Source organism: Rhizobium sp. NFACC06-2 (assembly GCF_900101425.1).
Taxonomy (GTDB): Bacteria; Pseudomonadota; Alphaproteobacteria; order Rhizobiales; family Rhizobiaceae; genus Agrobacterium; species Agrobacterium leguminum.
The window spans coordinates 1-11,366 of record NZ_FMVA01000032.1; the positions used below are offsets into that span (position 1 = coordinate 1).

Genomic DNA, 11,366 nt, shown 5'->3' on the forward strand with positions numbered 1-11,366 from the left:
TCCTCATACGTTTATGTTATCGCGGCATGCGCCAGATGCGCGTTGTCGGACCATGTCTTGGTCCTTAATTTTCGTGACTGTCTTCCTTTGAAACGAATATGTATTGGGGAAAGGAATAGTCATGAAGAACATCCTTGTCGTTGACGATGATAGCTCAATGCGAAATTTGCTGGTCGACTATCTCTCGCAGAATGCGTTCGGAGCCAAGGCGGTCGAAAACAGCCAGCAGCTAACGTGGCAGATGGCGGCGCAGGAAGCTGATCTGGTCATTGTCGATCTGAATCTTCGCCAGGAGGACGGTCTGCAGATCGTACGTAACCTCAGCACCAAGTCCGACATTCCCATCATCATCATCAGTGGCGATCGTCTCGACGAAGCAGACAAGGTGATCGGTTTCGAACTGGGGGCCAGCGACTACATCGCCAAGCCTTTCAGCCTCATGGAGTTTCTTGCTCGCGTCAAGGTCGCGATGCGCGAGAAGCCTGAGCGGAAGGGATCCGCACCCAACAAGATCTTCACGTTCGATAACTGGCGCGTAAACACGCGGCATCGTCGCCTTACCGATCCGTCCGGCGAAACCATCAAGCTGACGGCCAGTGAATTCAATCTGCTGATGGCATTCCTCAACGCGCCGCGGCAGATCCTCTCGCGCGAGCAACTCCTTTTGGCGACGCGCATGTATGACCAGGAGATCTATGACCGCAGCGTCGATGTGCTGATCCTGCGCCTGCGGCGCAAGCTGGAACAAAGCCTCTCAACCCCGAAATATATCCGAACGGAACGTGGCGCCGGGTATATTTTTGAAGCCGACGTCGTCGTCGAGAACCCGCGGGTGCGCCTCCAATGAAAGGGTACCGTCGCGTCCTTGCCGCGGCGGTGGGACTGTGTGTTTCCCTGTCTGATCCTTCGCTTGGTTTTGATCGCAACGAACCAGTCGCGCCCTTGCCACAGATCGATCGTCTCGACGCCGGCAAGGGGGCGCAGTAGCGGCGAAAGGTGGCAGGGTCACAATATGCGATGGCTAAAATAAGCGACGAGGCCCAACTTTTATGATCAGCGCATCGACTTGCGGAAGTAATTCGAGGAGCCACGGATCCTATTAATATCGCAAGGCTCTTGATTTCGTTTGAAACTGAACTTTGCTCGACAAACCTCTCCCAGAGTGGTTTCAGAATATTGCCGCCCCATTGAGCGAAATCTCACGCCACGATATCGACATAACTTTGTCAGAAGCCAAGACTACATATTGAAGGATTTTTCTGTGCTTTCCATCAGCTTCGACCGCCCGCTGTTTGTCAGGAACAGACATTACATCCAGGAGATTGGATGCCTGGACGACGTATTTGATCTTTTCGAGCGCTGGCCAGAGGACATGCGCGACGTGGCCTACGAAACGGTACTTCGCGCCGCCAGAGCCTCGGCCACAGGGAATTTTCCCGTGCTTGCCCTCAGATCCAATCTTGAGCTGTTGATACGCCGAAACGGCATGCAGGCGAATATTAACGATGTTTCCTCTCCGATCATAGACGCTGTGAGTAACGGTGCGACGTCTGAATGAGATTGATGCCTGTCTTGGCGATGCCTCGGGCTTATGCAACCTCCTATTTTTACTATTTTTTCTTAGTTATCCTGCGCCATCTTATCGAGCAACGGTCGGCATTCTAGCGTCACTATGAAAGCGGAAAATGGCAGCGGTGTGCAGCGACCGAATAAGCCAGATGGGCCCGAACGTGCTCTCAACAAGGGAACAACAATAGTTGGACCGATGCGGAGCTGGTCGTTGGTGCCGAGACCATGAGTTTCATCAAATAGGTGACTTAAACCTTAGGATGCTCTCACCGATAAACCGACTGGATCTTCTATTTCTCTTAGCGTCATGCCGCGGACCACCGCGACTCGTGAGGCCACACAAACCGTGTTAAACTTTTATCAAGAGGGAATTTTGACGAGATACATGCAACCTTTGGAGCTTCTAGGAAGTACCATAGTGTTTCGCACCCTCGCGCAACATGTGTTCCTCCGCTGGAGGCAAGGGGACGAGTACGACGCTGCAGACCTCTTCGGCAACGTGCGCACTGAGCTTCTCAACGCTCATAGTAACAACACCTTGAGAAGCGACGAAGAACTCACGCTCATTGACGCCATGTGCCGCCAACTCGATGAGTTCGAACAGCAAGCTCTGGACGAAGGAAAATAGTTGTTCTCCTGACGATCTCGACTGATGGGATGGATGCCCCTCCGGCCGGCGTTTGCGAGACGCTCAAGCGTCTGGGGTAATCGAGCCTTGGGAAGCGAAGGTATTCTTTTGCCGTTGGCAGCAGCCTCGCGATCATAGCCAACCTGTCGCTGTCGACGAAGGAGTTGTTTATTCCGAAGATGAGTTGGCGTCTGATCTCCGCTCAACCGCCCGTCCCTCAGAAAGCGCTCAAGGACGTTCCGACCCGAGATATTGGAGAGCTCGGCGAGTTTGGACTTTCCCGAGACCCGCGGAGTCTCCCTTGTCAGAGGGAAAAGAGGTCACGGACAATAGTTGCCCGACGTTCGTGAAGCGCCCGGAGACGAAAACGGGGATTTAAGCAGCGCAACGGTAAGCCAAAGATCGGCGGGTGTAGGAATGCGTCCGGGTTCGTGAACCAAGAGCTCGTAGAGACCGCGAAGCTCTATATCGGGCAGCGGTTTTATTCGAGCCGCACAACAGGCACGATATATGACTCTAACCGTTTGAAGAACTGCTTGCATAAAAGGGAATCCCTACATCATTCGGGAATGGGGTAAATATCCTCAGATTCACACATGTTTCAATTACCCCCCTGTGGTTTCAGCGGGGGCTCTGGAATGATCGTCATGGCGTTAATAAGCGTGGTCTTGCACTGGCATTTTCTAGAGCATCTATCGATCCGGGAGATTTGCCGCAGGATGGCCCTGTGACGGACGACCAAACGCCAATATCGGCGTGCCGTCTCTGTTGAACGGTAGTTCAGTGGCCCGGAGGAGCGGCTATCAGCCTGGCTGGAGCTCCCATCAAGGGTGAGTAGCGGCTGTGACGGCTTCTACTGCCACGTTGCGGCCTCTACTTGGGAATGGAAATCGGACCGACAGAGAGAACTGGAGACAACAGGACACCGCGTTCGGCCGCTGGCATTTGATCTGGGTGAGGCTTTCCGATTTGACTGCTCTGAAGGCTGGGCGATCATCGGCTATGAACGCATCAAACTGCGGGTGGCACACACGAAGCTGTACAACCGCGCCTTCATAGTCCGGGCCTATCTCACGATGGGCGTGATGCTGTTCGACACACGCAATCATGCATTCCGGGTGTTTGGTGTCGTTCCGGGACGTGGCATCTACGAAAAATCTATGGACGCCTCCCGGCGACATGAACGTTTAGCGGCACACTGCATCAGATGCGCGGATCCATCGGCCTATCGCTGGAGCGATCATGCTTCTGGCTTGATGCGGGAGGCCACTGGCCTTATCCCTCCCGGCCGGCACGTTGGCGATCTGCCTCCGTCCGCCCTGGAAACATTGCATCAGGGTCATCACTCCGAATCTGCAGCGATGGAAGTCCTGCTGTCCCGAGCGGTGTCGTTGCGGGTGGCGGTGTCATACCCAACGTCGCCCGCAAGTTGCTCATCGTCCTTTGGTTTCCCTGTTGAGGCGGTGATGACGAAGGTCGTGATTGTGGGCTCTGTATCATTCCTCCCGTGGTTGACGTTGGAGCGCCGGTGACTCCAGCGGACGTACTATTTGTAGAAGAGTATCCGATTAGAGCGAGCAAGGCGTCGTCATCTAGCTCCTTCTTCCGGTCGCTAGGGCTTTTACTTTGCGGCGGAGTTTGCGGCGTACCTTTGGGCGTCGTTGGTAAACTGTTTGCGCCAACCTTTAAATCCTGCACGCTTTTGTCCGACGAAGGAGTATCGGGCAATGGTTTTTCATCTAGCGCGTGTTTCGGTTCGTTGGCCGGCGTTTGTACTCCCGCACTTGGCGTGCGAGGCACCGGGCTCCCTACGCGCATATAACTGTCACCGAGAAGCTTAACCTCTCCGGACCAATCGGACTTGTTGAAGAGGCTCGAGCTCCGTTGCGAAACGTCGCTGTGCACGTCATAAAGCTTACGTCGAGCAACTTCGAAGCCACTGCTATTGAACTCGGACTTGTATTTTCGTTGACGACGGCCAAACTTTGGCTTGACGATCGTCGTCGCAGACTTTCGATCATCCGATATGATCGTTAGGATGTCACTTCGGAAACGATGTCCTGTGCTTGCAAGTTGCGTCAACAAGCCAGTTGATTCATTGCGCTCGAATTCTTTCATCCTCTTCCCACGTCGCACAACCAGTCGCCTGTTGCCATGCTCGTCTAGGTCGGAAAGCGTGCGCGTTTCTTTTTTGGAATGGAATTCGAGTTCGACCAGACGGCCCCGCGTGTCCGGTCCCCATTCTTCGAAATGGTCCTCGCCCCGGACCGTCGTGCGGCTGACCAGTTGCTGGTCTTCGCTGTACGCTCGGGTAGTAGTTTTTTTGCCTTGCTCTTGGATGAGTAGTGGTACATAGGCTTCCGCCTTTTTCCCGGGCTCGGTCGGTGTCGTAAACTTGATACCCTTATAGGTTCGTCCGTTGAGCCGTCTCTTGGCGCGAATCACCATCTTCGGGTCATCGCTCGAAATATAATGCAGCCGATTTCCGTAAAAGCTTTTAAGTTTGAGCTCTCTTCTCTCCTCCTCGGGAAGGCTGAGGAACTCATTTAACTCCGCGGTGTAGCTTTTCTGCTTTTCATCGGAGGGTCGATAATGATCCAACACCTCCCGTTCTTGCTGCGCTGTTCGAATTGCGGCTTTGGCGAGTTTCTTTTCATAACGTTTTACCGTCTTTCTCTTATAAAGCGGCTTGATGGGCTTGCCGCGCACACCTATTTTTCTCAGTGGCATGATGGAACCTTTTTGGTTTTCTTAAGGTGCGGCTTGGCCGGCGCGACCGGGAGCCGCATCGGGCTTCGCTCCCATTTAGCAAATCGCTTTTAGAGTATGCCGTGGCCGCTATCGCGGTCACGGTTTTCGCGAGTGCTATCGTAGACTCTAGGGTCGGGCGTTTGCGCCGGTGTAGGTGTTTGCTGTGATATTTGAAATGACCCCATCATATCAGCCTGCCCGGGCCCTACGTGGGCGTCGTCCATTTCATACTCATCGTCGGAAGACGGACCTCCTATGAGAGCATTCCTGATGTGGTCCGGCGCGTCGGGCGCGTGGCTCCTTAGCGTAAGGGCGGGCGTAGTTCTAATATGCTCCCCGGCATAAAAACTCCGGACACTGTCGAAACCGTGTTCGGGCATATGTTCGTGGTCGCCAAAAGAGGACATAACGCGCTGTGAGCCACTGATATTGCCATTGTCGCTAACAAGGGTCAGTAGGATCGACGACGGTGGATACGCGTTCTGCCGGGCTTCCGGCGTCAGGTTTCTTGTCTCCTCGAGCAGAGCCTGATCCAATATGGACACGAACGCCCCTTTGAACGCGACACTCGCCGGCGCCGAGGTTTTATAGCGTTCCAAAAGTGCCTTGCGCTCTTCCTTCGCCAGTTGCATCTGGCCCTTCTCATCCGGTTCGCGCTTGGCCCAGGAACCGGCGTACATGCCGTGATCGCGTGCAATAGCCTTTACATACTCCGGAAACTTCGCATAAAGCCTTTCGATAGGTTCCAAGTTGTTGCCATAAGGACTACGGACATTTATCGGTATGTCATTCAAACTCTTGTCCCCTGGACCCGATAGCAATTTGCGCGCTTGTCGACTTTCAGGTAGAAGCCTAAGTACCGCCGAGGCTTCGACCTGGCGCTGGTTCTCGAACGTGACGTAAACGAGCCCGAGTTTTTCACTTACGGATTCGAACGTTCGCCCCTTCAATCTTTTATCTGCGGTACCCCATTCGTCTTTATGCAGATCAATAAACCCGCTGGAGTGACTAGCGTTCGAGGTTGATGTAATTGCAACAATCGGGACGCCGACGATGCGCCCGTTTTCGTCCTTAGACGCGTTAGCCTGCAGAATTGATTCTACGGTTAATCCATCACCTTCTTTCCGCCAGGAATATCGGGTGATATTCTCAAAGATCACTTGATAATCAGTCTTGGTATCACCGGTCGTAATCCTGTTCATGTGTTGAACTTGTTGTAGGCGCTTTACGCCATGACCCATCTCCTGAAACTGTTCTTCCCCTTGCAACGTATAGCGATCGCGCGTCACTCCCTTGTCGTCAACAAACTTCCCCTGTGATACTCTTTCGGGGTTCAAATAGACTGGAATATTCTGATCGCTGAGGATCTTCTGTGCCAGCCTTTTTGCGTCCGCCCATTTAAGCTTCTCCGTACCGGCTTTGTTCCACATATGCTGGTCAAGCAGGGTCGCAGGTATCAGGTTGCCATGACTATCCAAGAGCTCGATTAGCAGGGTCTCCGCCTGCTTCCTCGACACGGGGCCGAAGTCTCGCGGACGCCGGCCATAATAATCCTCTCCATTGGCCTTGGGTTGGGAGATGTAGACCTTCATGTACATCTCGTTGATCTCAAACTTATGGTCGTCCAGCCCGCTATCACCTAGAGCCATCTCTCGAAGTTGATTGCTAATGTCTTCTGATGCATCCACTGGAGATGCTCCTTTCAATTATAAATAATTATTTATTTGATTCGTCTTTGTATTGCGACTTAATGAAAGCAATTTCTTCTTGAGCAACATCATCATAATCGTAGTATTCTTCAATATAATCTTTCTTGAAATTTTTAATATCATCTTTCTTATTTTTATTAACAAGATATTTTCTTACGGAGAGATTCTCTTTCATAGAAAATGTACCTATATCGTTTTATAATTCATTGTGGATTATGGTGCGAATTCATATTATATTGGAATATATCTATCGATATCAAGCATCGTATGCGCCATCATTACAAATGAAACTCCGACCTAAGCAGTGCGTTCAAAGCCTTCCATAACTTCGTCTTGCACGCCCATCGTCCACTACCGAGTGGTTCACTATCTTTCAACTGGGGTCTTAATACGCGCCGCTGCTTATGTTCGTAGGTCGCGTACGCGGGAGGCAGCATGGCATCGTTTAACCGCGTCAGCGATAGCGCTTGCCAGCCGCCGTGAATCGATCGGCAGTTTGATAACGCTTAGGGTTTGGGATTTTGCGCGATCGGCCTTGATACTTGCCTTGCCTTCACAAAGATACAAAACCGGCAAATTGCGGAACAGTTGGGCCATATTTTCGACCGTCTGAGCCTGGTCGCCGACCAACACGACGAGAAGGTGCGGAATATATCCGGTTGCTACAAGATCCAGCATTTCGGCAGCCGACGTGACGCCCAGAGGCTCGTATCCGAGAGCAGCGACCTTTTCTTCCCACATTGACAGCGAGTCGGCATCGGCGTCCATGATCGCGACCAATTCGCCATTGCCTCGTGGGATGTCCGCAGGCTTTTCCGGCACTTTTATCGGCTGGAGGGCACTAGGGACACTTGGGAAATACAATTCAAAACGTGTCCCCGTGCCGACCCTGCTAACGACATGCATGGCGCCGTGCAGCGACTGGATTGTTCCTAGGACAACGGAGAGACCGAGTCCCGTCCCACCCTGGGCGCTCTTCGTCGTGAAGAACGGTTCGAAGATTCGCCTCAACTGCGCTGGAGCGATGCCTGGCCCCGAATCCGTCACAGTGACCCGTACATAGTTGCCGGGCTGAAGGTGTCCGTGGGACACGGAGTAGGTTTCGGCGACCCCTACCTCATCGATTGTCAGCTTGATGCGGCCTTTGCCGGCAATTGCCTCGCTTGCGTTCTTACAGAGATTGACTATCACCTGCTGCAATTCGATCTCGCTGCCCAAGACGGGCATAACCGCCGTCGGCAAAGTGGCTTCCAGTTTCACGGCGGGGCCGATACACATTTCGACGACCGGCAGCATCTCGCGCGCGGCGTGGACAGCGTCAAACGGTTGCGGCGGATTGCGGCGAAGGCGGCTGAAAGTCAGCATTTGATCGATCACCAGCTTGGCCCGGCGTCCCGATGTTATGATATGCTCAACATATAGCCGCGTCTGAATGCCTGGCCTCAGATTGGTGGCTGCCATCTCTGCATACCCCATAATCGCCATCAAAATATTATTAAATTCATGAGCGACACCACCCGCAAGCGTCCCCACGGCTTCTAGACGCTGATTTTCCTCAAGCCGACGATCGAGCTCATCGAGTTCTGCCAGCCTCTCGTGCTTCTCTATGGCAAGCGCCAAAAGGTCCGTCGTTATTCGCAGAAACTGTCCGTCAGCCCTAGCGCTCCGATTTGAAGGCTGGCATTCTGCAACAAGTAAGATCGCACGTCCCGCGTGCAACGTAGCCATGGAGGCGACGGCAAGCGGCCGACGGCGAGAAGGCCGTAACCGCGCAAGACGCGCCGTCGGCGTACTGTGCCGCCACATCACTAAATCAGCTGGCCTGGATGGATGCGCCCGGATCTCGGCGATGAAGTCATCAAGAAGCGGGCGTCGGACCTCCGAGACGGATTTGGCGCTGTATAGGCTCTCGAGGGACCAGGTGATGGAATCGAGGCTGGCAAGGCACATTGCCCCGAACCCCAGAACATCCGCCATGCGCGTCAAGGCGTCGTCCATTACCGTCGCAAAGCGATCCGGCTCGAGAGAGAGGCAAGTCATGGCCTCGTTCACCGTTTGCTCTACATGGAGACGCCAGCGAAGATTGTCTGCGCTGATCTTGAGGTGAACCGCGAGATAGATGGCATAAGCGCAGGAAGCGAGCGATATAAACGCCAGCACAAGCCGGATGTCCGAAACCCACGAACTGATCATGCCGAACTGCGCGAGATATGCCCCGCGCAGCGCGTGACTCCCGGCGAGGCCATTGCTCGTTTGTATTCGTGCAACGATCTCATCAATGGTGGGCAGCAGCCTGAGAACGAGAAAACCGTGGTCGAGCAGCGATTTTTTCAGGTCCTCGGCGCCGGGAGTGGGTACCGCGCGTAACGCCCTCAACCTCTCGCGGATTGCGAGCGCCAGACCTATGTCCTGTGAAATTTGGTACTGCCACATCTCCTGACCGAGCTGCTGCATACCCGCTGATGGCGTGCGGCCTGAAACGTCTTCACGCAGACGCATCTCCTTTAGTACTTGAATAAAAATCCGCAGCGAATTCTGGATCAGCGCGTTGCGGGATTTGAACGTCTCCATCGAGATCGCGTTTGCGTCGATCGCAGCGGAAACCTTGTCGAGCTTCCAGCGCAGCTCCGCCAAATTGCGTAGGGAGAAGGATGTCGAGAGCGTGTTGATAAGCTCTAGTTCGCCCCGCATCTTGTTGAGAGCAACGCCCAATGAATCATAGTTCTTCAAGAGCCCTAAGCGCGCCTGCAGCATATCGCGCTGCATCGCGGCGTAGGCGATATCGATATTCCTGAGTGCGTTAAGAATTGCCCGATGGCTTTCCTCGTTCGGCCCCCTCCCAAGCGCGAGCACCATAGAGAGCAGGCCGGCGATAAGGAGAATGGCGATCCTCATCAGTCGCTATGATGCAATTGTGGTTGAGGCAAATCGGAGACGTTGCCGGTCAGGCTTTCGAGAAAAGCCCTCAGCGCAGCGATATCGTTTTGCGATAATTTACGCCCCAGCTGCAAGCGACCCATCTGAGAGATTGCCTCTGCCAAATCCAGCGTCCGACCGTCGTGGAAATAAGGGGACGTCTTCGCAACGTTGCGCAGACTTGGAACGCGAAAGGTGCTTCTTCTGTCATCTTGGTCGGTCGTCCCTTCGAACGGAGGTTCCAAGAAATCAGAGTTGTTGTCGTTAAATATCCCCAACTTTTGAGACATGTTGCCTCCAACGTTCGAGCCTTGGTGGCATGATGCACAGCCATAGTCCTTGAAGAGGACGTAGCCCTCGATCGCCAGCGGCTTCAAGGCGGCCAAGTCACCGCGTATGTACCGGTCGAATGGCGAACCCGGAGTGCGCAGCGAAATCTCGTACGCGCCAATCGCGTCCAGCAGGGCTTCTCTTGTCGGTGGCGAACCATACGCTTCCCGAAAAGCGCCTGCATAGCTTTCTAAGCCGTTCAACTTTAATAACAAATCGCCCCATTGCGCACCCATAAGGTTTGGATCAAGAAGGACCTTTTCGTTCTGCTCGACGAGTGATCTAATAGAGCCGCGCCATCCAAACATTTGGTTGTTGGCCACGTTGAAGATTGTCGGCACATTGAAGAGCGGCCTACCGTCCACCTTTCCGGTGGGACGACGGGTCCGCACCGTGCCACCGACAGCTGGGTCATGACAGCTGGCGCAAGACAGGGAGGCGTCAGATGAGAGGATGGGGTCGAAGAACAAGCTCCGTCCAAGTGCCACCTTGCCAGCGTCGAGACGATCGATCTCTGGCAAGGGCGCGATTGGTTCGTTGCGATCAAAACCAAGCGAAGGATCAGACAGAGAAACACACAGTCCCACCGCCGCGGCAAGGACGCGACGGTACCCTTTCATTGGAGGCGCACCCGCGGGTTCTCGACGACGACGTCGGCTTCAAAAATATACCCGGCGCCACGTTCCGTTCGGATATATTTCGGGGTTGAGAGGCTTTGTTCCAGCTTGCGCCGCAGGCGCAGGATCAGCACATCGACGCTGCGGTCATAGATCTCCTGGTCATACATGCGCGTCGCCAAAAGGAGTTGCTCGCGCGAGAGGATCTGCCGCGGCGCGTTGAGGAATGCCATCAGCAGATTGAATTCACTGGCCGTCAGCTTGATGGTTTCGCCGGACGGATCGGTAAGGCGACGATGCCGCGTGTTTACGCGCCAGTTATCGAACGTGAAGATCTTGTTGGGTGCGGATCCCTTCCGCTCAGGCTTCTCGCGCATCGCGACCTTGACGCGAGCAAGAAACTCCATGAGGCTGAAAGGCTTGGCGATGTAGTCGCTGGCCCCCAGTTCGAAACCGATCACCTTGTCTGCTTCGTCGAGACGATCGCCACTGATGATGATGATGGGAATGTCGGACTTGGTGCTGAGGTTACGTACGATCTGCAGACCGTCCTCCTGGCGAAGATTCAGATCGACAATGACCAGATCAGCTTCCTGCGCCGCCATCTGCCACGTTAGCTGCTGGCTGTTTTCGACCGCCTTGGCTCCGAACGCATTCTGCGAGAGATAGTCGACCAGCAAATTTCGCATTGAGCTATCATCGTCAACGACAAGGATGTTCTTCATGACTATTCCTTTCCCCAATACATATTCGTTTCAAAGGAAGACAGTCACGAAAATTAAGGACCAAGACATGGTCCGACAACGCGCATCTGGCGCATGCCGCGATAACATAAACGTATGAGGA

Annotated in this window: 9 protein-coding genes; 3 read left to right on the top strand and 6 right to left on the bottom strand. The window is 53.9% G+C overall.

Annotation, left to right across the window (positions count from 1 at the left end; all coding sequences use genetic code 11):
• The first annotated feature begins 121 nt into the window (after nucleotides 1-121).
• The 3 genes from F3H58_RS26755 to F3H58_RS26765 all read left to right on the top strand — a co-directional run bounded on the left by F3H58_RS26755 (nucleotide 122) and on the right by F3H58_RS26765 (nucleotide 2,197).
• The gene (locus tag F3H58_RS26755; protein ID WP_149744274.1) at nucleotides 122-847 is read left to right on the top strand and encodes a response regulator; all 726 of its coding nucleotides are present in this window, start codon (nucleotides 122-124) and stop codon (nucleotides 845-847) included.
• 414 nt (nucleotides 848-1,261) lie between these two features.
• Nucleotides 1,262-1,558 (top strand): DUF982 domain-containing protein, encoded by a 297-nt coding sequence (locus F3H58_RS26760; protein ID WP_188129096.1) that lies wholly within the window; start codon nucleotides 1,262-1,264, stop codon nucleotides 1,556-1,558.
• A 429-nt stretch (nucleotides 1,559-1,987) separates the two neighbouring features.
• Nucleotides 1,988-2,197, top strand: coding sequence for a hypothetical protein (locus tag F3H58_RS26765; RefSeq protein ID WP_149744408.1), 210 nt, complete (start codon nucleotides 1,988-1,990; stop codon nucleotides 2,195-2,197).
• Nucleotides 2,198-3,472: 1,275 nt separating this feature from the next.
• On the opposite strand, the gene F3H58_RS26770 is transcribed toward F3H58_RS26765, so the two are convergent.
• The 6 genes from F3H58_RS26770 to F3H58_RS26790 form a co-directional block, all read right to left on the bottom strand.
• The gene (locus F3H58_RS26770; RefSeq protein ID WP_149744409.1) at nucleotides 3,473-4,927 is read right to left on the bottom strand and encodes a hypothetical protein; all 1,455 of its coding nucleotides are present in this window, start codon (nucleotides 4,925-4,927) and stop codon (nucleotides 3,473-3,475) included.
• Between the two features lie 89 nt (nucleotides 4,928-5,016).
• Nucleotides 5,017-6,636 (bottom strand): hypothetical protein, encoded by a 1,620-nt coding sequence (locus F3H58_RS26775; RefSeq protein ID WP_149744410.1) that lies wholly within the window; start codon nucleotides 6,634-6,636, stop codon nucleotides 5,017-5,019.
• Nucleotides 6,637-6,664: 28 nt separating this feature from the next.
• Nucleotides 6,665-6,832: a hypothetical protein gene (locus F3H58_RS27380; protein WP_188129097.1), complete on the bottom strand. Its 168-nt coding sequence runs from the start codon at nucleotides 6,830-6,832 to the stop codon at nucleotides 6,665-6,667.
• 227 nt (nucleotides 6,833-7,059) lie between these two features.
• Nucleotides 7,060-9,552: a DAHL domain-containing protein gene (locus tag F3H58_RS26780; RefSeq protein ID WP_149744411.1), complete on the bottom strand. Its 2,493-nt coding sequence runs from the start codon at nucleotides 9,550-9,552 to the stop codon at nucleotides 7,060-7,062.
• Nucleotides 9,552-10,523 (bottom strand): cytochrome-c peroxidase, encoded by a 972-nt coding sequence (locus F3H58_RS26785; RefSeq protein WP_149744412.1) that lies wholly within the window; start codon nucleotides 10,521-10,523, stop codon nucleotides 9,552-9,554. Before F3H58_RS26785 ends, F3H58_RS26780 begins: the two co-directional genes overlap by 1 nt.
• Nucleotides 10,520-11,245: a response regulator gene (locus tag F3H58_RS26790; protein ID WP_149744274.1), complete on the bottom strand. Its 726-nt coding sequence runs from the start codon at nucleotides 11,243-11,245 to the stop codon at nucleotides 10,520-10,522. Before F3H58_RS26790 ends, F3H58_RS26785 begins: the two co-directional genes overlap by 4 nt.
• Nucleotides 11,246-11,366: the final 121 nt, after the last annotated feature.

What these genes read in the sequence shown, in the direction of transcription:
- F3H58_RS26755 (WP_149744274.1), top strand. Translation starts at nt 122, where the DNA reads ATGAAGAACATCCTTGTCGTTGACGATGATAGCTCAATGCGAAATTTG.
- F3H58_RS26770 (WP_149744409.1), bottom strand. Translation starts at nt 4,927, where the DNA reads ATGCCACTGAGAAAAATAGGTGTGCGCGGCAAGCCCATCAAGCCGCTT.
- F3H58_RS27380 (WP_188129097.1), bottom strand. Translation starts at nt 6,832, where the DNA reads ATGAAAGAGAATCTCTCCGTAAGAAAATATCTTGTTAATAAAAATAAG.
- F3H58_RS26780 (WP_149744411.1), bottom strand. Translation starts at nt 9,552, where the DNA reads ATGAGGATCGCCATTCTCCTTATCGCCGGCCTGCTCTCTATGGTGCTC.
- F3H58_RS26785 (WP_149744412.1), bottom strand. Translation starts at nt 10,523, where the DNA reads ATGAAAGGGTACCGTCGCGTCCTTGCCGCGGCGGTGGGACTGTGTGTT.
- F3H58_RS26790 (WP_149744274.1), bottom strand. Translation starts at nt 11,245, where the DNA reads ATGAAGAACATCCTTGTCGTTGACGATGATAGCTCAATGCGAAATTTG.